The organism is Rhizobium sp. Root483D2 (genome assembly GCF_001426685.1).
GTDB classification, from domain to species: domain Bacteria; phylum Pseudomonadota; class Alphaproteobacteria; order Rhizobiales; family Rhizobiaceae; genus Pararhizobium; species Pararhizobium qamdonense.
In genome coordinates this window covers 65,828-89,835 of sequence record NZ_LMFB01000018.1, presented here as the reverse complement: position 1 = coordinate 89,835, position 24,008 = coordinate 65,828, and the positions used below count along the sequence as shown (strand labels likewise).

The 24,008-nt window shown below is 60.3% G+C and carries 21 protein-coding genes; 11 read left to right on the top strand and 10 right to left on the bottom strand.

Annotation, left to right across the window (positions count from 1 at the left end; genetic code table 11):
* Positions 1 to 357: 357 nt before the first annotated feature.
* From ASD32_RS16105 to ASD32_RS16095, 3 genes are all read left to right on the top strand, one after another.
* Positions 358 to 2,148, top strand: a complete 1,791-nt coding sequence (locus ASD32_RS16105; RefSeq protein ID WP_060639065.1) for a PAS domain-containing methyl-accepting chemotaxis protein — start codon at positions 358 to 360, stop codon at positions 2,146 to 2,148.
* Positions 2,148 to 2,627, top strand: coding sequence for a chemotaxis protein CheW (locus tag ASD32_RS16100; RefSeq protein ID WP_060639064.1), 480 nt, complete (start codon positions 2,148 to 2,150; stop codon positions 2,625 to 2,627). Before ASD32_RS16105 ends, ASD32_RS16100 begins: the two co-directional genes overlap by 1 nt.
* A gap of 213 nt (positions 2,628 to 2,840) precedes the next feature.
* On the top strand, positions 2,841 to 3,251 hold the full coding sequence (locus ASD32_RS16095; RefSeq protein WP_060639063.1) for a hypothetical protein: 411 nt from the start codon (positions 2,841 to 2,843) through the stop codon (positions 3,249 to 3,251).
* Between the two features lie 85 nt (positions 3,252 to 3,336).
* Here the strand turns inward: ASD32_RS16095 and ASD32_RS16090 are convergent, their stop codons facing one another.
* Positions 3,337 to 4,716 (bottom strand): AcvB/VirJ family lysyl-phosphatidylglycerol hydrolase, encoded by a 1,380-nt coding sequence (locus ASD32_RS16090; RefSeq protein WP_060639062.1) that lies wholly within the window; start codon positions 4,714 to 4,716, stop codon positions 3,337 to 3,339.
* Positions 4,713 to 7,313, bottom strand: coding sequence for a bifunctional lysylphosphatidylglycerol flippase/synthetase MprF (gene mprF / locus ASD32_RS16085; RefSeq protein WP_060639061.1), 2,601 nt, complete (start codon positions 7,311 to 7,313; stop codon positions 4,713 to 4,715). The genes ASD32_RS16090 and mprF overlap by 4 nt, the downstream gene beginning before the upstream one ends.
* Before the next feature lie 288 nt (positions 7,314 to 7,601).
* Here mprF and ASD32_RS16080 point away from each other — a divergent pair, with 288 nt between their 5' ends.
* The 4 genes from ASD32_RS16080 (at position 7,602) to ASD32_RS16065 (ending at position 11,015) form a co-directional block, all read left to right on the top strand.
* Positions 7,602 to 8,339, top strand: a complete 738-nt coding sequence (locus ASD32_RS16080) for a potassium channel family protein (protein ID WP_162252672.1) — start codon at positions 7,602 to 7,604, stop codon at positions 8,337 to 8,339.
* A gap of 98 nt (positions 8,340 to 8,437) precedes the next feature.
* Entirely contained in the window at positions 8,438 to 8,836 is a 399-nt protein-coding gene (locus ASD32_RS16075) for a hypothetical protein (RefSeq protein ID WP_060639060.1), read from the top strand.
* A 257-nt stretch (positions 8,837 to 9,093) separates the two neighbouring features.
* A complete protein-coding gene (locus ASD32_RS16070) occupies positions 9,094 to 9,972 on the top strand; it encodes a DUF6030 family protein (protein ID WP_060639059.1) in 879 nt (292 codons plus the stop codon).
* A 305-nt stretch (positions 9,973 to 10,277) separates the two neighbouring features.
* The gene (locus ASD32_RS16065; protein WP_082546792.1) at positions 10,278 to 11,015 is read left to right on the top strand and encodes a sugar transferase; all 738 of its coding nucleotides are present in this window, start codon (positions 10,278 to 10,280) and stop codon (positions 11,013 to 11,015) included.
* 127 nt (positions 11,016 to 11,142) lie between these two features.
* Here the strand turns inward: ASD32_RS16065 and ASD32_RS16060 are convergent, their stop codons facing one another.
* The 8 genes from ASD32_RS16060 to ASD32_RS16025 all read right to left on the bottom strand — a co-directional run bounded on the left by ASD32_RS16060 (position 11,143) and on the right by ASD32_RS16025 (position 19,704).
* Positions 11,143 to 12,861 (bottom strand): ABC transporter substrate-binding protein, encoded by a 1,719-nt coding sequence (locus ASD32_RS16060; RefSeq protein ID WP_060639058.1) that lies wholly within the window; start codon positions 12,859 to 12,861, stop codon positions 11,143 to 11,145.
* A 75-nt stretch (positions 12,862 to 12,936) separates the two neighbouring features.
* The gene (locus ASD32_RS16055; protein ID WP_082546791.1) at positions 12,937 to 13,356 is read right to left on the bottom strand and encodes a DUF2160 domain-containing protein; all 420 of its coding nucleotides are present in this window, start codon (positions 13,354 to 13,356) and stop codon (positions 12,937 to 12,939) included.
* The gene (locus tag ASD32_RS16050) at positions 13,356 to 14,180 is read right to left on the bottom strand and encodes a carbohydrate ABC transporter permease (RefSeq protein ID WP_060639057.1); all 825 of its coding nucleotides are present in this window, start codon (positions 14,178 to 14,180) and stop codon (positions 13,356 to 13,358) included. The genes ASD32_RS16055 and ASD32_RS16050 overlap by 1 nt, the downstream gene beginning before the upstream one ends.
* Before the next feature lie 20 nt (positions 14,181 to 14,200).
* Entirely contained in the window at positions 14,201 to 15,067 is an 867-nt protein-coding gene (locus ASD32_RS16045; protein ID WP_060639056.1) for a sugar ABC transporter permease, read from the bottom strand.
* A gap of 2 nt (positions 15,068 to 15,069) precedes the next feature.
* Positions 15,070 to 16,140, bottom strand: a complete 1,071-nt coding sequence (locus ASD32_RS16040; protein WP_060639055.1) for an ABC transporter ATP-binding protein — start codon at positions 16,138 to 16,140, stop codon at positions 15,070 to 15,072.
* Between the two features lie 10 nt (positions 16,141 to 16,150).
* Entirely contained in the window at positions 16,151 to 17,245 is a 1,095-nt protein-coding gene (locus ASD32_RS16035; RefSeq protein WP_060639054.1) for an ABC transporter ATP-binding protein, read from the bottom strand.
* 47 nt (positions 17,246 to 17,292) lie between these two features.
* Entirely contained in the window at positions 17,293 to 18,834 is a 1,542-nt protein-coding gene (gene glpD / locus ASD32_RS16030) for a glycerol-3-phosphate dehydrogenase (RefSeq protein ID WP_060639053.1), read from the bottom strand.
* A 105-nt stretch (positions 18,835 to 18,939) separates the two neighbouring features.
* Positions 18,940 to 19,704 (bottom strand): DeoR/GlpR family DNA-binding transcription regulator, encoded by a 765-nt coding sequence (locus ASD32_RS16025; protein ID WP_060639052.1) that lies wholly within the window; start codon positions 19,702 to 19,704, stop codon positions 18,940 to 18,942.
* A 177-nt stretch (positions 19,705 to 19,881) separates the two neighbouring features.
* Here ASD32_RS16025 and ASD32_RS16020 point away from each other — a divergent pair, with 177 nt between their 5' ends.
* From ASD32_RS16020 to ASD32_RS16005, 4 genes are all read left to right on the top strand, one after another.
* Positions 19,882 to 20,652 carry an SDR family oxidoreductase gene (locus tag ASD32_RS16020; RefSeq protein WP_060639098.1) on the top strand — a complete coding sequence of 257 codons (771 nt, stop codon included), beginning with the start codon at positions 19,882 to 19,884 and terminating at the stop codon, positions 20,650 to 20,652.
* A gap of 30 nt (positions 20,653 to 20,682) precedes the next feature.
* Positions 20,683 to 21,576 carry a LysR family transcriptional regulator gene (locus ASD32_RS16015; protein WP_060639051.1) on the top strand — a complete coding sequence of 298 codons (894 nt, stop codon included), beginning with the start codon at positions 20,683 to 20,685 and terminating at the stop codon, positions 21,574 to 21,576.
* 211 nt (positions 21,577 to 21,787) lie between these two features.
* Positions 21,788 to 22,267, top strand: a complete 480-nt coding sequence (locus ASD32_RS16010) for a formate dehydrogenase subunit gamma (RefSeq protein WP_060639050.1) — start codon at positions 21,788 to 21,790, stop codon at positions 22,265 to 22,267.
* Positions 22,264 to 23,820, top strand: a complete 1,557-nt coding sequence (locus tag ASD32_RS16005; RefSeq protein WP_060639049.1) for an NADH-quinone oxidoreductase subunit NuoF — start codon at positions 22,264 to 22,266, stop codon at positions 23,818 to 23,820. Before ASD32_RS16010 ends, ASD32_RS16005 begins: the two co-directional genes overlap by 4 nt.
* The last annotated feature ends 188 nt before the right edge of the window (positions 23,821 to 24,008 follow it).

The window sequence follows — 24,008 nt, the reverse complement described above, 5'->3', positions numbered from 1 at the left end:
TGGCGGCGCAAAGCCTGAAAATGCGGCTTTCTGCACCCTTTGAATGTGCCCGATTTTCACTCCATACCCGGCGTTGAGCCGGGTATTTTTATTTGTCATATTTTTGCCGATCCTGATCGGGAAACGCCAAATCTTAAATATCTGTTCAAGTTTTAACCCCTAGATATTGCTACGCGACCGGTAAGGACCGGGCATGACGCTTTCGCGCAACGCCGGTAACCCGGCATGAACTGACGGACCCTCACACGATGAGGGTACCGTTCCAGACGTGCGCATTTCCAAGCAACGCAACTTCGCCCCGATCGAGCGGCGCGCATCCGCGCGCCTTGCTTCGCCATGCCATAAGGACCGACAGCCATGAGCAGTTTCCCATCGCCTTTCGGCCGCGATGCCAAGGCAATCCTGTCTGCGATGCAGCGATCGCAGGCCATCATCGAGTTCGATCTGCAGGGAAAGATCCTGACAGCCAACGAGAACTTCTGCAAAACCCTGGGCTACAGCCTGTCCGAGATCATCGGCCAGCACCACCGCATCTTTGTCGATCCGGCTGATGCGGTTAGCGCCGAGTATAGCCAGTTCTGGCAGCGGCTTGCCCGTGGCGAGTTCGATCGCCGCCAATATAAACGCATCGGAAAAGGTGGCCGGGAAATCTGGATCGAGGCATCCTATAATCCCGTCTTCCGGGGAGGAAAACCCTACAAGATCATCAAGTTTGCAACCGACGTCACAGAAGCAAAACTGAAAAACGCCGAGGATGCCGGCAAGATCGATGCGATCTCGCGCGCCCAGGCCGTCATCGAATTCACCCCGAACGGCGATATCCTGAGCGCGAACGAGAATTTTCTCGCCACGCTGGGCTACAAACTCTCCGATATCCAGGGCAAGCATCACAGCATGTTCTGCGAGCCCGCCTATAGCCGCAGTGACGCATACAGGGACTTCTGGGCCAAGCTGCGCACCGGCGCGTTCATCGCCGATGAATTCAAGCGGATCGGTCAGGGCGGCAGGCAGGTCTGGATCCAGGCAAGCTACAATCCGATTTTCGGCCTGAATGGATCGGTCGTGAAAGTGGTCAAGTTCGCCACCGACGTGACCGGCCGTGTCAACAACAGCCAGGAACTGGCAGGCGCGCTGAAGGATCTGGCCGAGGGCAATCTCGATCAGCATCTCGACCGGCAATTCATCCCGGCGCTCGAAAACCTGCGCATCAGCTTCAACGAGTCCATCGACAAGCTGAAACAGGCCATGCGCGCCGTTGGCACCAATGCGCAAGCGATCACTGCCGGATCGAGCGAGATCCACAATGCGGCCGTGGATCTTTCAAAGCGTACGGAACAGCAGGCAGCATCGATCGAGGAAACTGCCGCCGCCCTCGAACAGATCACCACGACGGTGGCAGACAGCAGCCGCCGCGCCGAAGAGGCAGGCACGCTGGTGGCACAGACCAAGCTCGGCGCCGAGCGCTCCAGCGCTGTGGTGCAAAACGCCGTCGAGGCGATGGGCAGGATCGAAAACTCCTCGCGCGAGATTTCCAGCATTATCGGCGTCATCGACGAGATCGCCTTCCAGACCAACCTGCTTGCGCTGAATGCCGGCGTCGAGGCGGCCCGCGCCGGCGATGCCGGCAAGGGCTTTGCGGTGGTGGCGCAGGAAGTGCGCGAACTTGCCCAGCGCTCGGCAAAAGCGGCCAAGGAAATCAAGAGCCTCATCACCACCTCCAGCGATCAGGTCAAGACCGGCGTCTCCCTCGTCGGGCAAGCCGGCAAGGCGCTGGAGGAAATCCTGGCACAGGTGCATCAGATCAACACCAATGTGACCGCGATTGTCGAAGGTGCAAAAGAACAGGCGACAGGTTTGAAAGAAATTAACCTGGCTGTGAATACAATGGACCAAGGTACACAGCAGAATGCAGCAATGGTCGAGCAATCCACGGCTGCCAGCCATGCCTTGGCAAAGGAAGCGGACAGTCTTTTCAGTCTGCTCAGCCAGTTCAAGGTCGGCGAGGCATCGCAGGGTCGCTTGGCGACAGCGCGGCAGGACGCAAAACCGGTCGCTTCCCCGGCCCGAACCATGGCCAACCGGGTAGCGAAGGCCTTTAGTTCAAACATGGCAGTTGCCGCCAATCGGGATAGCTGGGAAGAATTTTGATGAACACTACGATCTCTACAGGTACCTTTGGTCACGAAACACTCGAGATCATCGCCTTCCGTCTTCACGATCAGGAATTTTGCGTGAAGACCACGACGATCCGCGAAATCCGCGGCTGGGCGCCCTCCACCCCGATCCCGCATTCGCCGGCCGACGTTCTCGGCGTCATGAACCTGCGCGGCACCGTCATTCCGATCATCGACCTTGCCCATAAGCTCGGCATGAAGAGCACGGTTGCCAACGAGCGCAGCGCCATCGTCGTCGCCGAAGTCCACAACATGGTCATCGGCCTCGTCGTCGACCGCGTCTCCGACATCCTGACCGTTCGCGGCGACCAGGTGCAGCCGGTTCCGGAAATCACCACATCCTTCGACAAGAGCTATGCGGAAGGCATCATCGCCAACGAAACCGGCATGATCTGCTTCCTCAACCTTGCGCGCATGTTCAAGGATCGCGAACTGGACGACGTCGCAGCCTGATCGCTGCGCTTCATTTTCATCCATCAAAGAGCGGCTCCGGCCGCTCTTTTTGCATTCCGGCAACTGTCTTTGCGGCCCGTCTTGCTGGCCAAAATCAGGGGCCGGATCTGCAATTCAGGCATCTCGCCGTGGTGCAGAACGCAAGCTTGAGCACGGAACAAAACCTCCCCAGACGTTGTTATCAGCGGTAACGTATTCACGGAGGCAATTGTTATGGAAGTCATCGGCACACAGGTCCATCCGCAACCGTCATCCGGCCTCATGACCGTCGAATTTGTCGGCGAAGGCGGCGACGTGATTTCGGTTCAGATGCAGCAGACGCAATCCGATGGCCTCAACCGTCTCAATGCCATCGCACGCGCCAAACAGATGATGCTGCAGGTGGCGAGCTTTGAGCAACCCGACGAGGGCGAGGCAGATGCCGGCGCCAACGACGATTCTTCAACGGAATCACCCGCCGTGATTTCGCTGCGCAGCGCGCGCGCTGCCAGCGATACGGGGACACTGGAAGAGCAGCTGGATGAAGGCCTGGAATCGTCCTTCCCCGCCAGCGACCCGGTTTCGGTCACCTCCAGCTCGATCCCAAGCGGCCGCGCGGATACAGAGGAAGCCAAGAAGCAATAGCGTCGACAGCAGACGACAGTTTTCAATAGAGCGCTGGACCAACCGCAAATTTGGTCCAGCGCTTTTTTGTGTCTTTGACTATACCTCAAGGTTTGGCGCCCGCAGCAATCCTGCGGTCGAATCCATCCAGGATGCGCTTCACCAGCGCCGGATAGTCCTCATCGAAATGATGACCGCCCTCGATGCCGATGACTTCGACGCCGGTATCCTTCAAGGTCGGGCATACGTCGTCTTCTTCGTCCGTGCCATAGATGCACTGCACGAGCGCCGGCTTCATCTTGGTGATATCATCTGCCGGATCGCCCGCCCCATCGGCGGCAGACGCACCCAGCCAGCCAAGCACCGAAATCTTGTAATCCACCTGATGCGATACGGCGAGAAGCGACACCTGCGCCACGCGGTCGCGATCGGCCTGCGGCAGGAGATTGTAGGTCCTCGGCAGAATATCGGCGCCGAAGGAATAGCCGATCAGCAGGATGTGCTTGACGCTCCAGCGCTTGCTATAGAGCGCGATGATGCGGTGCAGGTCATCGGCGGTTTCCTGCGGTTGGCGTTCCGACCAGAAGTAACGCAGCGAATCGATGCCGACCACCGGCATGCCCTGCTTTTGCAGGACATCGCCGACTTCCTTGTCGATATCGCGCCAGCCGCCGTCGCCGGAATAGACGATCGCCATCGTATCGCGCGTCGGCTTGGCCTCAAGCACGGTCAAGGGCAGGCCGAGCGGATTGTCCTCACCTGCAGATGCGGTCACCAGCGCCGACAGCGCATCGGAAAAGGCCGTCCACATGTCGTCATCCGTTTCGGTGATCTCGATATCGCTATGCTTGGCGGTCAGTTCCGCCACATGGGCGCGGCCATCGGCCGGTGCGTCCTTTGTGAACAGCACGGTGACCGGATCGGGAAGCGGCCCGTCGGTCAGGCCATAGAGCATGTGATCGCCCAGCTTTTTCTTCTCGGCAGGCGTACAGAGTTGCTTGCTCAGCGCGATCCCGGCCTCCGGATCGATCGCCAGCGTCTGCCCGATCGTCGCTGCCGGGGTCTGCGCGGCAATGGCAAGGGCCAAGGCACCGCCCGCCCCCGCACCGGCAACGATCGGCAGCCGGTAATCATTGTTTTTTGCGGCCCGCTGAACCTGCTGGCTCAGCGCCTCGATATCGGAGACCATATAGATGCAGTCGCCGTCATCCTTTGAGAGCGACGCCAGATAGCTGGGCAGATCGATACCGATGACCAGCGCCCCGCCATCCGTGAGGCTCTTGGCAAGCGTGTCTTCCTTGTCCGACCAGCCGGCCTTGTCGGAAATCAGGACGACGGCGGCTGCGACGTCGCCGGATGGCATGAGGATATGCGGCGAAGGGATCATGCCGGTATCGAAGGCGGCCGGATCTTGCGACCGCGCCGGGACTGCGGCAAGCAACAGACTGGCTGCGAAGGCGGCCTGGCAAAATGTCTTCAAGATCATTTCTTTACAATTCCCTTTACGCCGCCGCCAATCAGGAATGTTGCATCCATCAGTGCCAGAACGGGATTGATACCACCACCCGCCGCCATGTAGCGCGGCTGCCAGTGCGGATGGAATTTCGACTTGAAGGCCTTCAGGCCCTTGAAGTTATAGAAGCGTTCGCCGTGTTCGAAAACCGTGCGGCCGACCTTGTCCCACACCGGCGACGACCGCCGTCCCGAAAGTCCAGCGAGCGGCGCCATGCCCAGATTGAACCGCTTGAACCCCTTGTCACGCAGATATTCCATCAGCGATACGAACAGAAAATCCATCGAGCCCTTTGGTGCATCCGGCAGGAAGCGCATGAGGTCGATCGTCCCTTCCTCGCAGACATCGGTCACGAGAATGTTGGCAAAGGCGACGATCTTGCCGTTCAGCCTGAGAATTCCAACCGGCTGGGCGGCAATATAGCCGGCATTGAACGCTCCCAGCGAAAACCCCTTTTCCTTGGCACGGTGATGCTCAAGCCAGGCGTCGGAGACCGCAACCAGATCGCCCATGATGGCGGGGATGCCATCCGGCTCGACCACAGCGAATTCCAGCCCATCGCGCTGCGCCCGGCTGACGGTCTGGCGAAGGGTGGCCCATTTGCCGCCCTTGAGCTCGAACGTCGTCAGATCGGCCGTCGCAAGCTCGCCCAGGCGAAACGCCCGCAGCCCCGCATCCGCGTAATAGGACAGTCCGGCGGGAGACACCTGATAGAAGACCGGGCGGCAGCCGCAAGACCGTGCCTCCTCGATGAACTGCCAGATCAGGTCCGGCCAGGCATCGCGCGGGCCGACCGGATCAAACAGCGCAATCCAGGACCGGGCCTGGCGGCCATACATGATGAAGGCGCGGCCATCGGTCGAAAACATCAGGCTCTTGTCGCCCATCCGCACGAGATTGGCGTCCGACATGTCCTGCGCCCTCGCGATGGCGATCGCCCTGTCGATATCGGCCGTGGACGACGCTTCGCGTGGACCCTTGGCCGGCCGCAACAGGCTCCAGAGTGCGGCCGCACCCGAAAAGATCGTCAAGCCGAGCACCGCACGCAGGCCACGCGGCGCTTCCTCCGACAGTTCGAACTGCCACCAGAGCGTATTGCTGTATTCGACGTCGCGATAGACGAACAACAGCACGATCACGGCGAAGGCGCAGAGCGCCAGCATCGCCGTCAGCCAGGGCAGCGTCAGCCGTTCGTTCGACAGGTTTGCCGGCCGGTCAAACAGGCGGTGCGTGGCCAGCAGGCTGACGATGAAGAAGGCCAGTAGGCTGGCTTCGATCAGCGCGACCGCCTTGAGGAGCGAAAACAGCAGGGCAATGACGGCAACCACAAGTGCCGCCCACCAGGCGCTGTCCAGCCGCCGCGCAAGACCGCGCGCGACAATGACGAGAACGAGGCCAAGCAGGCTTGCCAGGAAATGCGTGCCTTCGATGATCGGCAACGGCACGTAATCCGACAGGAAGGCCAGATTGTCGTCCGGCGTCGGCGTGACGCTGGAAAACACCAGCATGGCGGCCAGGATCAGCGCCAGCGTGGCAAGCAGCAGCGGCGTCAACCGCCCGGCAACCCGGCGAAGACTGGAAGCCATCGGCTTGCGGTACAGGCTGCGCAACTCGGCACCGATGACGAAGATGACGGCGAGAAGCAGCGGCAGGACATGGTAGATCAGGCGGTAAAGGACGAGCGCACCCAGAACCGTATCGACATCGACAGCCTGGCCAAGCGCGGCAACGATGACGGTCTCGAACACGCCAAGGCCAGCCGGCACATGGCTGAGTACGCCAAGCCCGACAGCCACCGCGTAGATGGCCAGAAAGGCCGGCCAGCCGATGACATTATCGGGCAACAGCACGTAAAGGACGGAGGCCGAGGCGGCGAGATCGAAGACGGTGACGAGAAACTGGCGGGACGCCGTGCGCGAATCGGGAACACGCAGCGAAAACTGCCCCAGTTGCAGGGTGCGATTGTCCCGTCCGGCCACCATCAGCGCGGCAAGAACGGCGAGGATCAAAATCGCGATGGCGCGCAGCGCAGATGAACTCATGCCGACCAGCGGCGCCACTTCCGGAGCGATCATCAACAGGCTGAGCGCTGCGACGCTTGCCAGCCCCAGTCCGAAGGCAAGCGTGACAAAGGCGATGATCCCGCCGATTTCCTCAGGCTTCAACCCCAGCCGCGAATAGGCGCGGTAACGGATGGCGCCGCCACTGAGCGGCCCGAAACCTGCGGTATTGCCAACGGCATAGGCCGCCGCCGCCGTCAGCGCGACATCCGCATAGGGCAATTTTTTCTTCAGATAGATCAACGCCCCGACATCGTAGAAGGTCAGCGCGAAGAAGCTCAAGCCGGTAAAACCGATCGCCAGCGCGATGGCTGTTGCGCTGGTTTTGTCCAGCGCCGACATCACGTCTTCGTAGCGGACTTCACTCGTCAGGTGGAAGATTGCGTAACCCGCAAGGGCAAGGATGAGGATCGTGGCAATCGCCGTCAGCAGCCGGCCCTGAAGCCACACCCGCTGAACAAGGACCTGAGCGCCGCCGGGCTCATCGTTTCTATCGGCTGGATTGGACATGGAGCACCTGGTGGGGCATTGCAGACTGTGATTTCTCCAACGATATACATCCTGCAACAGCTAAATAAAGTGAACTTAATGTAATCTTCATCTGCCGGATTCCAGGCGTTCCCGCGACGGTCAAAACGCCCGCAAATTCGAAGGCCATTGCGGCGAACAATGCCTGCGTCCCGCATGCGCAGCATTGACCGCTCCGGCGCACCAGCCTATCTCAATTTCATGACGAAGCACGCAAAGATTGATGAACCCGAACAACCGGTTTTGCAGGGTGTACGCGCCTGGCTGCGCATGCTCTATCTGGGCACCAGTCTGCGGGCCATCCGGTTCCAGATCACCATGGCGATCATCGATCTCGCCATCATCATCTTCTTCCTCGTCGGCCCCTATTTCGCCGCCGGCAGCACCTTTCTCATCATCGACTATGCCATCGCCGCCCTGATCGCCTTCGAGCTTGGCGCCCGGGCGCTGATCGCCTCAAGCTTCCGGCGCTGGCTGACCAGGCCGATGACCTGGGTGGATATTGCCATCCTCGCGACCCTGCTCTTTCCCGCGCAGTTTTCCAACTTCGCCTTCCTGCGCGCCCTGCGCATCTGGTCGCTCGGCCAGAGCAAGGTGTTCACGCTGCTGATCAAACGGGCAGGATACGGCGAATGGGAAGAAGTGGTCCGCGCCTGCATCAACTTCGTCACCTTCCTGTTCCTCGTCACCGGCTTTGTCTATACCGCGTTCTTCTATCATCAGGCGGCAGGCATCGAGGGCTTCGTCGATGCGCTCTATTTTACCGTCGCCACCATCACGACAACCGGCTTCGGCGACATCACCCTGCCCGGAACGCTCGGCAAGCTGACCTCGATCATCACGATGATTTTCGGCATCTCGCTGTTCGTGCGGCTGGCGCAGGCGATCGTGCGGCCGCACAAGGTCGTCTTCCCCTGCCCGCAATGCGGCCTGCAGCGTCACGATGCCGATGCGGTGCATTGCAAGGCCTGCGGCCATGTCCTCAACATTCCCGACGAGGGAAGTTGAAGAACCCGTCGCGGTTTGGAAACGGCCAAATTTGGCTTCTCGCGCAGAGCTGGAGGGAATGCTAATATTCCCGGGGTTACACTTCGGGGGAAGACACAATGCCACGCATCGCAACGCTCTATTTCCGCACGGCCATCATTTTCCTGATCATCGGCATCGCCATGGGCCTGAACATGGCCATCTCGCAGGATCACAGCGCCATCGGCGCCCATGCCCATGCCAATCTGCTCGGCTGGGTGACCATGGCGATCTTTGGCGGATATCACGCGCTGAACCCTGCCAAGGCCCTACGGCGGATCGCGATGATCCAATATCTGGTCTATACCGCAGGCGTCGCGCTGATGGTGCCGGCACTCTACCTCATGCTGACCGGGTACCCGGAGATGGAGCCGGTTGTCGCCATCGCATCGCTGATCACGTTCGCGGGCGTCCTGCTGTTTGCGGTGATCATCTTCGGCGGCGAAACATCGGCCAGCCGGGCAACCGCTCTGCAGTAAAAAGCAGAACTGAAGTCACGATGCCTGCGCAGGTTACCGGTGGCCATACCGGGATGAATCCGCGTGAAGTCGGCTTTTTCCTGCGACAAACTCCCGAGCGTCACGCGATGGTGAGGCCTCGGTCATTTTTATACCTTGATATGTCTGTTTTTTCTCGACAATACCTATCGCCAGGGTAGCGGGAAGCGCCGGATGGCTAGGGCATGCGGATCGATGACGTCTAGGACTGGTGAAACCTGCGCGTTTCAGGTCTCGCCATGAACGTGCCGCGAAAAAACCGGTCCGGAAAGATTTTCTTTCTTGCTGCCGTCGGGCTGGTCTTTGCCGGCATTCTGGCGACGGTTCTGCTAGCCAACAATCACCGCAATCTCGATCTGCTGCTGACCTATCTCGGCTATCCCGGCCTGATCATCAAGCCCGCCCCGCCGCCACAAAAAGTGACGATCAAGCACAGCCGCGGCATACGGCTGCCGCCGGCGCGCATGGTCCTGCCGGTCTACGCCTTTGCCAATCTGAAGACCGCAGAGCAGCGCTTCATCCGCCTGATCCAAAGCGATCCAGGCACCCTGTGCGAGCAGTTGCGGGACGGTGGTTTCGGCCAATTGGAGTGGACGAGCAGCCGCGCCAACAATGAAAATTGGGAATGCTCCTCGTCGATAGACCTTCCGGCAGAAGGCGCTGCTCAAACCGTGCAGTCGTCGCTTTTCATCTTGATCAAGGGCGACGGGGAAAACCGCGTCACCTCCTTTCGCGTCAAACTGAATATCGAAAACACAGCCGACACGGCTGAGGTTGCCGAACGCGCCGGGAAAGCCGCCAACATCTTCCTGCATCAGGTTCGCTGGGGAAACCCGGAAGAGATCATTGCCAAAATCCAGGCGCTTGAACCCTTCGATGTCAGCAATTTCGGCAGCCGCATCCAGCTCAAACGGGAATTCGGCGAAATCCCGCGCTACAATTTCCTTGCCAATCAGATCAGCAAGCCGGACCGCAACGTGCCGGGAGACCTGTTCTTCGACCGGAGCAAATGGTTTCCGCTCACCGGCACGGACGGACTGCCGATGATAGATGGCATGATGGCTGGCGAAAGCAAAGGCGGTCTCCCCCTGACAGAACCAGGCACCCCGGCGCCTTAAAACCGGCAATTCAGCCGCAAACTTCGAGCTCGTTGGAAGCCCGGCCGGGCAATTCCGGCCCGCCGCATATTAACCACGGCAACGGATTGGATTCGCGAGGCTTTCGCAAAGAGGCTATTCTTTAACAAATCGTTAAAATGGACGATATCGCGCCCAAGACGGAACAGTCCCGAAAGCATCTGACGCATCATCAGCTGCATTCGGCGCTCTATACAACTGCAACTCCGCCTCTGCCGCGAATTCTTCATTGAGAACGATCGATGCGACAACGGATTGCTTGTCCAAAGCCGACGAGATGTAAAATCATGACGGAAAAAACATTGCCGCAACCAACAGCGCTGATCCGCACAATCGAGAGCGGCCCGCTGAGCGCAAGCGCCGCCACGCTTCGCGGCGAGCAATCCCACGCGGACGCCAGCCAATTTTACCTCACCCCGGTCCGAGTCCCGAACCTGCCTGTTCAGTTTGCAATCAAACGAACCATCGATGCCACCAGCGCTCTTCTGGGGCTGATCGTGCTATCTCCCGCCCTGACGGCCATTGCCATCCTCATCAAGCTGGACAGCAGAGGTCCGGTTTTCGTCCGGCAGCTGCACACGGGCCTCAACGGCGCCCCGTTCGAACTTTTGACATTCCGCTGCGATACGGCGGAGACCCCACGCCAGCCTGTCCTCGATCCTCCGTTCACGCCGCTGGGACGCTTCCTGACAAGGACCCGCCTCGCCGCATTGCCGCAATTGTGGAACGTGCTCGTAGGCGACCTTTCGCTGATCGGCCCGCGCCCGCATGTTCCCGACATGATGGCTGCTGGGCGCAGCTATGACGGCCTCGTGCGGGGATATGAAGACCGCAACCTGATGCGGCCGGGCCTGACCGGACTGGCGCAAACGCGCGGCCTCACTGGCCCGGCCGGCCAGCGCTGGATGGCGATCCGCCAGATCATCTGCGATGCCGACTATATCCGGAATTTCTCGCTGTTCCTGGACATGAAGATCATTTTTCACACAGCGATCAATGCTGTGAAGCGCCAGACACGTTTCTAACCGCCGCGCATCCCATTTTAACAAACGAAAACCGCCCGGAAATCATCTCTCCGGGCGGTTTCATTTTCAACGGGTGCTGAAAGCGCGCTCCGGCGCCGGAATGACCCGGCGCCGGTTTGCTCGCTTGTTACTGCCAGCTCTTGACCAGTTCGTCATAGTTGATGGTAACCGGCTTTTCTTTTTCGTTCTCGATCTTCAGCTGGGGTGCAAGATTGCCCTTGGAGACGGCATCCTTGTTCCAGTATTCGAGATCGTGCTCTTCGGCGAGCTTCGGACCGATATCGCCCTGGACACCGGCGCGCTCAAGGCGCTGAAGCACCTTTTCCTGCTCGGCGCACAGCGAATCCATGGCTTCCTGCGGCGTCTTGTTGCCAGCTGCGGCATCACCCACAGCCTGCCACCACAATTGCGCCAGCTTCGGATAGTCCGGAACGTTGGTGCCGGTTGGCGACCATTGGACGCGGGCCGGCGAACGGTAGAACTCGATCAGACCGCCGAGTTCCGGCGCACGCTTGGTGAAGCTTTCATGGCGGATCGAGGATTCGCGGATGAGCGTCAGGCCGACATGGCTCTTCTTCACATCAACGGTCTTCGAGGTCACGAACTGCGCGTAGAGCCATGCGGCCTTGGCGCGGTCTTCCGGTGTCGACTTCATCAGCGTCCAGGAACCCACGTCCTGATAGCCGAGCTTCATGCCGTCTTTCCAGTAGACGCCATGCGGCGACGGTGCCATGCGCCATTTCGGCGTGCCGTCCTCGTTGACGACAGGCAGGCCCTTCTTGACGGCATCGGCGGTGAACGCCGTATACCAGAAGATCTGCTGGGCAACTTCACCCTGGGCCGGAACCGGGCCGGATTCGGAGAAGTTCATGCCCTGGGCTGCCGGCGGTGCATAGGCCTTCATCCAGTCGAGATATTTCTGGATGGAGTAAACGGCGGCCGGGCCATTGGTATCGCCGCCACGCGCGACGCAGGAACCGACCGGCTGGGACTTCTCGTTGACCTTGATGCCCCATTCATCGACCGGCAAGCCATTCGGAATGCCCTTATCGCCATTGCCGGCCATCGAAAGCCAGGCATCGGTGAAGCGCCAACCGAGTGACGGATCCTTCTTGCCGTAGTCCATGTGACCATAGACCTTCTTGCCGTCGATCTCGCGGCCGGTGAAGAATTCGGCAATGTCTTCGTAGGCAGACCAGTTGACGGGAACGCCGAGGTCGTAGCCGTACTTCGCCTTGAAGTCCGCCTTGTTCTTCTCGTCGTTGAACCAGTCATACCGGAACCAGTAGAGGTTGGCGAACTGCTGGTCGGGAAGCTGATAGAGCTTCTTGTCCGGTGCCGTCGTGAAGGACGTGCCGATGAAATCCGGCAGGTCGAGCGTCGGCGAGGTGACATCCTTGCCTTCGTTGGCCATCCAGTCGGTCAGGTTGCGAACCTGCTGGTAGCGCCAATGCGTGCCGATCAGATCCGAGTCGTTGACATAGGCGTCATAGATGTTTTCGCCCGACTGCATCTGCGTCTGCAGCTTTTCGACGACGTCGCCTTCGCCGATCAGGTCATGGGTGATCTTGATGCCGGTGATCGCGGTAAAGGCCGGGGCAAGAACCTTGGATTCATATTCATGCGTCGTCAGGGTTTCGGAAACGACCTTGATATCCATGCCGGCGAAAGGCTTCGCAGCATCGATGTACCACTGCATTTCCTTCTCCTGGGAGGCGCGATCGAGCGACGAGAGGTCGCCGACTTCCTTGTCCAGGAACTGCTTTGCTTCGTCCATGCCCGCATATGCGGACCCGGTAAAGGCCAGCAGCAGAACTGCTGTCGATGTTAAAAGGTGCCGTCGCATAATTGTCCTCCCTTAAAGGTTTTGCGATTGCAGTATCGGACTGCCTCCCCGGCAATCCGTTTCAGTAATCTTGTCTCAAACCAGCTTGAACACGCCGAAGGCGTAGACAACGGAAAGAGCAAGAGCCCACCACACGTTGGGACCGACAAGTCCCAGCCATGCGAGATGAATGAAGGCGCTGCCGAGCAGCGAGACGAACAGCCGGTCGCCGCGCGTCGTTTCGAACCGCAGGATGCCGACGCGCGGATTGCCGCCCGGGCTGGCATATTCCCAGACCGCCATCAGCGACAGAAGTGCAAAGATCGTCAGAAAGAACATGGCGCCGGGAAACGACCAGGCCATCCAGCCGCCGCGGACCAGCGGCGCAAACCAGTCGCGCGCGCCGTCCTTGACCGGCAGCGCCATGATCAGCAGCCCAGTCAAGACAGCGTAGACGACGAGGACGGCAGCTAGTGCCAGCGGCCAGCGGTTGGTGCGTTGGGTGATAGCGGCCATTAAACCCTCCCCAGGGCAAAGCCCTTGGCAATATAGTTTCTGACGAAATAGATGACGATCGCGCCGGGAATGATGGTGAGCACGCCGGCCGCCGCCAGCACGCCCCAGTCCATGCCGGAGGCAGACACCGTCCGTGTCATGATCGCGGCAATCGGCTTGGCATCGGTCGTCGTCAGTGTCCGGGCGATCAGCAGTTCGACCCAGGAGAACATGAAGTTGAAGAATGCGGCCACGCCGATACCGGATGCGATCAGCGGGATGAAGATCCGGATGAAGAAGCGCGGGAAGGAGTAACCGTCAATATAGGCGGTCTCGTCGATTTCCTTCGGCACGCCCGACATGAAGCCTTCAAGGATCCACACCGCCAGCGGCACGTTGAACAGGCAGTGCGCCAGCGCCACGGCAATATGCGTATCGATCAGGCCGAAGGCAGAATAGAGCTGGAAGAACGGCAGCGCGAACACGGCCGGCGGCGCCATGCGGTTGGTGAGCAGCCAGAAGAACAGATGCTTGTCGCCGAGGAACCGGTAGCGCGAGAACGCATAGGCCGCAGGCAGCGCCACCGAAACCGAGATGACGGTGTTCATCACCACATAGATGATCGAGTTGATATAGCCGTTATACCAGGACGGATCGGTGAAGATGACGGCATAGTTGCGCAGCGTCGGCGCATGCGGATATAGCGAGAAAGCGCCGGTAATCTCGGTATTCGTCTTGAAGCTCATATTGACGAGCCAGTAGATCGGCAGGAGCAGGAAGATGATGTAGATCGTGGGCACGATCCAGGAGAAGCTGCGGCCGGTGGAATGTGTTGCGGTGGTCATTGTTTTCCTCCCTCCGCCCGTCAGCTCTGCGCATCGCTATTGGTCATCACGGTGTAGAATATCCATGAGAGCAACAGGATGATCAGGAAGTAGATGAGCGAAAGTGCTGCTGCCGGACCAAGGTCGAACTGGCCGATGGCCGTCTTGACGAGATCGATCGACAGGAATGTGGTGGCATTGCCGGGGCCGCCGCCGGTGATGACGAAGGGCTCGGTATAGATCATGAAACTGTCCATGAAGCGCAGGAGGAAGGCGATCAGGAGCACGCGCTTCATCTTCGGCAGCTGGATATAGCGGAACACGGCCCAGCGCGATGCACCATCGATCTTGGCTGCCTGATAATAGGCGTCCGGGATCGATACCAGACCGGCATAGCAGAGCAGCACGACAAGGCTCGTCCAGTGCCAGACGTCCATGACGATCAGCGTCACCCAGGCGTCGAAGACGTTGTTGACATAGTTGTAGCGAATGCCGATCGCTTCCAGCGTATAGCCGAGCAGGCCGATATCGACGCGGCCGAACACCTGCCAGATAGTGCCGACGACATTCCACGGAATGAGCAGCGGCAGCGACATCAGGACGAGGCACACGGGAACGCCGGACCCGGTCTTTGGCATGTTGAGCGCGATCAGGATACCCAGTGGAATCTCGATCGCCAGGATGATCCCGGAGAAGATCAGGTTACGCGTCAGCGCATCCCAGAAGCGGTCGGACTGCAGCACCTGGATGAACCAGTCGGTGCCCGCCCAGAAGAATTCATTGTTGCCGAACGTGTCCTGTACCGAATAGTTGACCACCGTCATCAACGGGATGACCGCCGAGAAGGCGACCAGCACCAGCACCGGCAGGACCATGAACCAGGCCTTGTTGTTCCAGGTCTTTTCCATGATCAGGCCTCCCCGCCTACACGCCAACTGTCGGCGTAGATATTGATGGCCGCAGGATCGAAGGTGATCTTCGGTTCCGCCGGGATCTCGCCGTCCTCATGCACGACGATGGCGATCGGCCTGTTGGCGAATGTGGCGCGCACGATCTTCTGGCGGCCGATATCCTCGACCTTGGAAATCACAACCGGCATGCCTTCGCGGCCAAGCCGGACGAATTCCGGGCGGATGCCGAGCTCCGTCTTGGCGCCAGATGCGAATTTCGGCGCAAACGACAGGGCGAGCGTCTCGCCACCGAGATCGACCGACGCGCCATCGATCTTTGCCGGCAGAACATTCATGCCCGGAGAGCCGATGAAATAGCCGACGAATGTGTGCTTCGGCTTTTCGAAAAGCTCAGCCGGCGTGCCGATCTGGACGATCTCGCCATCATACATGACGACGACCTTGTCGGCGAAGGTCAGCGCCTCGGTCTGGTCATGGGTGACATAGACCATGGTGAAGCCGAACTGCTTGTGGAGCCGTTTCAGCTGCGAGCGCAGCACCCATTTCATATGCGGATCGATAACGGTCAGCGGTTCGTCGAACAGGATGGCGCTGACATCGGAGCGGACAAGACCACGGCCAAGCGAGATCTTCTGCTTCTGGTCGGCGGTCAGCCCTTGAGCCTTCTTCTTGGCACGGTCGGACAGGCCGATCATCTCGAGGATTTCCGTGACGCGGCGATCGACTTCATTTTCCGGAACCCGGCGATTGCGCAGCGGAAAGGCCAGATTGTCGTAAACGGTCATCGTGTCGTAGATCACCGGGAACTGGAACACCTGGGCGATATTGCGCTCCTGCGTCGACAGATTGGTGACATCCTTGCCGTCGAACAGGATCTTGCCTTCGGAGGGCTGCAGCAGGCCGGAAATGATATTGAGCAGCGTGGTCTTGCCGCAGCCGGACGGGCCCAGCAGCGCATAGGCGCCGCCATCGTTCCATTCGTGATGCACTTCCTTCAGCGAATAATCCGAGGGCTTCTTCGGGTTGGGGCCGTAGGCGTGGCGGATATGGTCGAGATTGATGCGTGCCATGATGTTTTCCTCACGCCCCCCGAACGGTCTGGCTTGCGGCAGAGCCGCCGATCGCGCGTCCCTCCGGCCCGAAAGCCATCAGGTGGCGGGTATCGACGAAAAGCTCGATCGCCGTATCCGGCTCGATGTCGTGGATGCCGTGTTCGAGCATGACCCAGCGCGATCCCGCACAATCGACATGGATGAAGCTTTCCGAACCGGCGATTTCCGAAATGATAATGCGTGCCTTCAGCGGTGCCGCTGTGTCGTGCGGGCGCGCCAGCGACAGGTGGTGCGGATGAAAGGCGATCGTATAGGCGCCATCAGCCATGCCGCTAAGATGTGCGGGCACCGGCAGGACGCTAAGCCCGCCACGCTCGAATGCATTGCCGGCCTTCACCACGTCGATCGTATTGAGCGGCGGATCGGCAAAGGTTTTCGCGGTGACTATATCGGCCGGCTTGCGATAGACCGAGATCGTCGGCCCGAACTGGCTGATGCGCCCCTGGTGCATCGTCGCGGTATGGCCGCCGAGCAGCAGCGCTTCCTGCGGCTCGGTGGTCGCATAAACGAAGATCGAACCGGCGGCGGCAAACAGTCTGGGCAGTTCCTCGCGCAGTTCCTCGCGCAGCTTGTAGTCGAGATTGGCGAGCGGCTCGTCGAGCAGGACGAGGCTGGCATTCTTGACGATGGCGCGCGCCAGCGCCGTGCGCTGCTGCTGGCCACCCGACAGGTTGAGCGGCGTGCGCTCCAGATAGGGCGTCAGCTTCATCAGCTCGGCCGCCTTGCGCACTTCCCGGTCGATCGTTGCCGCATCCTTGCCGGAAATGCGCATCGGCGAGGCGATGTTCTCGTAGACGGTCATGGCCGGGTAATTGATGAACTGCTGGTAGACCATGGCGACGGAGCGATCCTGCACCCGCACGCCGGTCACGTCCTTGCCGTCGAAGGTGATGGTCCCGGTCGTCGGCTTGTCGAGGCCGGCCATCAGCCGCATCAGCGACGTCTTGCCGGAGAGCGTCGGGCCGAGCAGCACATTGAGCGAGCCCCGCTCCAGCACAAGATCCGTCGGATGGATATGCGTATCCGCCCCCACGACCTTGGTTATGTTTTTCAGTTCCAGCATTCTCAGGCTTCCTCCCAGCCGCAGGCAGCGCCATCCCGGCGCGGCCCTTAGGCAACGTTGCGGATAGTCTCCCGCATGTATTCCTCCAACCCGGCGGCTTGCGCCTGGGTCAATGTCAATCCGAGCTTGGTGCGGCGCCACAGGATGTCCTCGGCATGCCGCGCCCATTCCTGCCCCATCAGCCACTGCACCTCGACCTCATAGAGATCAGCGCCGAAATGCCGCCCAAGATCCTCCGTCTTGCCGGCATTGCCGAGCAGGCTGACTGCCAGCGTCCCATAAAGCCGAACCAGGCGGCGGGCGTAGCGCTCGGCCAGAAAGGGATAGCGGCTCTTGAGCTTGGCCACCTCGGCCTCATAGCCGGTCGCCGGAAAATCGCCGCCCGGCAGCACGCTCTTTGCGGTCCACGGATTGCCCTTTGCACCGATCGCGCCGGCGATCTTTTCCAGCGCGTGCTCGCCGAGACGGCGATAGGTCGTCAGCTTGCCGCCGAAGACGTTGAGCAGCGGCGCTTCGCCCTCTGCGCCATCGACCTTCAGCACATAGTCGCGCGTTGCTTCCTGCGCCTTCGACGCACCGTCATCAAACAGCGGCCGCACGCCGGAATAGGTCCAGACCACATCGGCGGGCTTCACGGGTTCGGAAAAATACTCGCTCGCCGCATTGCAGAGATAGGTGATCTCGCCTTCGGTGATCTGGATGTTCTTCGGATCGCCGGTAAAATCGTTGTCGGTCGTGCCAATCAGCGTAAAATCCGTCTCGTAGGGGATCGCAAAGATGATGCGGTTGTCTGGGTTCTGGAAGAAATAGGCGCGCGGATCGCTGAACTTCTTCTTCACGACGATATGGCTGCCCTGCACCAGCCGGACATTGTGGACATCGTTCTTGCGCACCGCATGGGACAGAACCACATCGACCCAGGGGCCGGCCGCATTGACCACCATGCGCGCCTTGAACGTGCTGACGGCACCGGTCGCCGTATCCTCGACATTGACAGACCAGAGGCCGTCCTTGCGCTCCGCCGACACAACGCGGCTGCGCGTCATGATCCGCGCGCCCTTCAGCGCTGCATCCTTCGCATTGAGCACGACCAGGCGGGCATCATCGACCCAGCCGTCGGAATATTCGAAAGCCTTGGTAAACAGCGCCTTCAACGGCTTGGCAGCCGGATCGCGCCGCATGTCGAGCGTGCGGGTCGCGGGCAAAAGTTTGCGGCCGCCGATATGATCGTAGAGGAAGAGGCCGAGACGGATGAGCCAGGCCGGGCGGATGCCACCCTTGTGGAACGGCAGCACGAAGCGCATCGGCCAGATGATATGCGGCGCCATCGCCCAGAGCACTTCGCGCTCCATCAGCGATTCGCGCACCAGACGGAATTCGTAATGTTCGAGATAGCGCAGCCCGCCATGAATGAGCTTGGTGGCGCGTGAGGATGTGCCGGAAGCGAAATCGTCCATTTCCGCTAGTGCGACCGAGTACCCACGGCCAACCGCATCCCTGGCGATGCCGCACCCATTGATGCCGCCACCGATCACGAAAATGTCGAGTACATCCTGCGCAGGCACTGCTTCCCCTCCCACATTTCGCATTGCACAATTTTGAGCAGATGCGAAAGCAAAAATAATTAAAGCGAAAACCGTACGAATGTCAAACGAATGTTTATAGAAAACAGGACGCCGCTAAAATCAGCAATTTCAGCGCGCGGTTTCGATCAGCCGCACATCCTGCTCCTGGCAGATATTGCGGACGTTCTCGATCGGACAAATATCGGTAATGAAGGTGTGAACCTGGGTAATATGGCCAATCCGGACCGGCGCTGTGCGCTCGAATTTGGTTGAATCCGACACCAGAATGACATGCCGCGCATTGGCGATAATCGCCTGCGCCACTTTCACTTCGCGATAATCGAAATCCAGAAGCGCGCCGTCATGATCGATCGCGGATGCGCCGATGACGGCATAATCCACCTTGAACTGGCGGATGAAATCCACCGCCGCCTCGCCGACGATACCGCCATCGGCACCGCGCACGACGCCTCCGGCAATCACCACCTCGATCGAGGGAAAAACCCGCAACCGATTGGCAACATTGATGTTATTGGTGATGACCATCAGCTCCGTGTGGTCGAGAAGCGCGTCGCCGACGGCTTCGGTCGTGGTGCCGATATTGATGAACAGCGACGAATTGTTCGGGATCATCGCCGCCGCCGCCTGGCCGATCGCCTGCTTTTCCAAGGCCGCGATCGAACGTCTGGCCTCGTATTTCACATTCTCGTTGCCGCGCGGAAAAATCGCCCCGCCGTGGATACGCGTCAGCACCCGGCCGTCACAGAGATCGTTCAGGTCCTTGCGGATGGTCTGTGGTGTGACAGAAAAGCGCGCCGCCAGTTCATCGACGAGAACCCGGCCTTCGGTCTTGGCAAGGTCCAGGATTTCCGACTGGCGCCCCGTCAGATACATGTTTATTCCTCCCCGTCGTTTTCGTTTTCTTTCATAATAGGCAAAAACGAAAGCAGCGCAATTTCATAAACGCGGCGAGTGCTTGAAAAATGAAGCCTTGGAACAGGAAGACGGAACCGCCGCGTTGCAATTCCGGTCATCATGCGACAGCCTGTCGGCCGCGGGAGGGTTTTCACCATGTTTCATCCATCTCTGTTCAAGGGCCTCAACATCGTCGTCACCGGCGCCGGCCGTGGCATCGGCCTGGAGGTCGCACGCCAGTTTCTCGATTGCGGCGCCACCGTCTATCTGCACGGCGGCCGCATGGCGCGCGAACCGCTGCCGGATTTTCTTGATGCGGCCCTGACCGAAGGCCGGGCGTTTCTCTCCTATGCCGATTTTTCGACCGCAGGCGGTATCGAGCTTCTGGCGGCCGGTATTGCCAGGCGGTTCCAGGCGATCGATGTCCTCGTCAACAATGCCGGCACGATGGTCGGACGGTTTTTGGCCGGCGAACTGACGGACGAGCAATATGAGACGGTGGTTCAGCTGAACCAGACCTCCGTGGTGCAGACCACCCGCGCACTCTTGCCGCTCATCCGGCGCGGCACGCATCCGGCCATCGTCAACACCGTCTCCATCTCGGCCCTCACCGGCGGCAGCGCTGGATCGGCGATCTATTCTGCCACCAAGGCCTTCGTCTCGACCTATTCCAAGGCACTCGCCCGCGAACTGGCGCCGGACGGCATTCGCGTCAACTGCGTGTCGCCGGGAACGATCACCACCGATTTCCACGAACGCTATTCATCCGCCGAAAAGCTCGAAGCCACCCGCAAGACTATCCCCTTGCTACGGCTCGGCACGGCCGAGGATTGCGCGCCGGCCTATTTGTTCCTCGCGTCGAACGCGCTCTCGGGGTACATCACCGGGCAGGTGCTGGAAGTGAATGGCGGCCAGTTGATCTGCTAAGGGCAGATCTCCGCAGCGGGAGGGTGGCGGTTGATCGATAAGCTGGAATTCTTCATCGCCCTGGCGCAGGAGCGCCATTTCGGCCGCGCCGCCGATCTCTGCGGCATCACCCAGCCAACGCTATCGGCTGCGATCAAGCAGTTGGAGGATCAGCTCGGCGTCATGCTGGTCAATCGCGGCTCGCGCTACCAGAGCCTGACGCCGGAAGGTCAGCGCGTGCTGGAATGGGCACGGCGGATCGTTGGTGATAGCCGCACCATGCACGAGGAGATGCGCGCCGCCCGCCGTGGCCTTGTCGGTCATATCCGGCTGGCGGCGGTTCCAACCACGCTTGCCATGGTACCGCGCATCACCGGCCCCTTCCAGGAGAAGCATCCGGACGTCACATTCTCCATTCTCTCCACCACATCCCTGAAAATCCTCGGCCTCCTGGAAAACCTGGAGATCGATGCCGGTCTCACCTATCTGGAAAACGAACCGCTCGGCCGCGTCACCAGCGTGCCGTTGCAGGTGGAGCGCTATCATCTGGTTACCGCTGCGGGCACCAGCCTTGCCGATCGCGAAACTGTGACCTGGAAGCAAGTCGGAGCTATTCGGCTTTGCCTATTGACGGCCGACATGCAGAACCGGCGCATAATCAACCAGCATTTTGCAGAAGCCGGCGTCACCGTGTCGCCAACGCTGGAATCCAACTCGATGATCGTGCTGTTCTCCCATGTCCGCACCGGTCACTGGGCCAGCATCATGCCCTATAACGTCGCGAAATCCTTCGGCTTTCACGATGACATCAAGCTGATCCCGATCATCGAACCGGATGCCCGGCACACGGTCGGCCTGGTCGCAACGCATCGCGAACCGTTCACGCCGCTCGTTTCAGCCCTGCTGCATGAGGCCCGCATTCTGGCTGACGCGCAGGCTCTTTGATAGAAAACATCTATCGCTTAACGGAATACGCCTATTGACCCCCTTCCCACCTGCTGACACCCTGTGTTTTCAGTGTGTGGACTGCAAAACCGCGTGTTTCTGGCTCTTACCGGCTGGAACACGGATAAACGAAGTTCTGGAGGGGACTTCGTTTGGTTAAAGGATTGCAGATCACGACAGATTGTTCATTTCAGTTCGGGAGGTCTGAACGTTGAACCTGCATGTATCAAGCCGTGATATCGGTGAACGGACGCTGGATATTGTCAGCGAAATGAAGTCGCTTGAAGGGCCGCTTCTGCCGATCCTGCACGAGATCCAGGCCGAGTTCGGCTATGTGCCGCAGGAAGCCCTGCCGGTCATCGCCCGCGAACTCAACCTGTCGCGCGCCGAAGTTCACGGCGTCGTCTCCTTCTATCACGACTATCGCGATCACCCGGCCGGCCGCCATGTGCTCAAGCTCTGCCGGGCAGAAGCGTGCCAATCGATGGGCGGCGATGCGCTGGCCGAACGGGTAAAATCCCTGCTCGGCATCGATTTCCACCAGACGACGCTCGATGGCGCGGTGACGCTGGAACCCGTCTATTGTCTCGGGCTCTGTTCCACCGCACCCGCCGCGATGCTCGACGGCGAGGTGCACGGGCGGCTCGATGCGGATGCGGTGCGTGACCTCGTTGCGGAGGTGCGGGCATGACCGTGCGGATTTTCGTTCCCCAGGATGCAGCAGCATTGGCCCTTGGCGCCGATCGCGTTGCCAAGGCATTGTCGCAGGAGATCGGCACGCGCGGCCTTGATGCCACGATCGTGCGAAATGGCTCGCGCGGCCTGCATTGGCTGGAACCCTTGGTCGAGGTGGAAACGCCTGAAGGCCGCATCGCCTATGGTCCGGTCAAGACCTCCGATATTGCCTCTCTCTTGGATGCGGGCCTTGTGACCGGCAGTTACCACCCGCTCTGTCTCGGGAAGACCGAGGACCTGCCGTTCCTGAAAAACCAGACGCGGCTCACCTTTGCCCGTTGCGGCATCATCGATCCGCTGTCGCTGGACGACTACAAGGCGAATGACGGCCTGAAGGGCCTGGCCAAGGCCGTGGCGATGACCTCTGCCGACGTGGTGGCGCAGGTCACCGAAAGCGGCCTTCGCGGCCGCGGCGGCGCAGGCTTCCCGACCGGCATCAAATGGAAAACGGTTCTCGATACGGCCGGCGACCGCAAATATATCGTCTGCAACGCCGACGAGGGTGACAGCGGCACCTTTGCCGACCGGATGATCATGGAGGGCGATCCCTTCGTGCTGATCGAGGGCATGGCAATCGCCGGTCTTGCAACCCTCGCCACCAAGGGTTTCGTCTATATCCGCTCGGAATATCCGCACGCCATCGCAACGATGACCGAGGCTGTCGGCATTGCCCGTGCCGCCGGGATTCTGGGGCCTTCGGTGATGGGCTGCGGCCGGGCTTTCGACATCGAAATCCGCACCGGCGCCGGCGCCTATGTCTGCGGCGAGGAAACGGCGCTTCTCAACTCGCTGGAAGGCAAGCGCGGCATCGTGCGCGCCAAGCCGCCGCTGCCGGCGCATAAGGGCCTGTTCAACTGTCCGACCGTCATCAACAACGTTATCTCGCTTGCTTCAGTACCCGTCATCATGGACAAGGGCGCGGCCTTTTATAAGGACTTCGGCATGGGCCGCTCGCGCGGCACCATCCCGATCCAGATCGCGGGCAACGTCAAGCATGGTGGACTGTACGAGGCGGCCTTCGGCCTGACGCTCGGCCAGATCGTCGATGAGATCGGCGGCGGCACCGCAAGCGGGCGCCCGGTCAAGGCCGTGCAGGTCGGCGGCCCGCTTGGCGCTTACTTCCCCCGCGCCCTGTTCGACACGCCATTCGACTACGAGGCCTTTGCAGCCAAGGACGGCCTGATCGGCCATGCCGGCATTACAGTCTTCGACGACACCGCCGACATGCTGAAACAGGCCCGTTTCGCCATGGAATTCTGCGCCATCGAAAGCTGCGGCAAGTGCACCCCCTGCCGCATCGGCTCGACCCGCGGCGTGGAAACCGCCGAAAAGATCGCGCAAGGGATCGAGCCCGAGAAGAACCTCGCCCTGCTCGCCGACCTCTGCAACACGATGAAATTCGGCTCGCTCTGCGCACTCGGCGGCTTCACACCCTATCCGGTGACCAGTGCGATGAACCACTTCCCGGACGATTTCCGGCCGGCACCTCTGGTGGAGGCGGCGGAATGATCCGGAAATTTCCTATCCACACGGACCGAGCGGCTTGCTCCCTCTTCTCCCCAGCGGGGAGAAGTGCCGAACGCAGTGAGGCGATGAGGGGGTCTTTCCTCCAATTCGTGGCTTCGCCCCCCTCATCCGGCGCGACGCGCCACCTTCTCCCCGCCGGGGAGAAGAGGTGCCACATCGCTCGCGCCCAC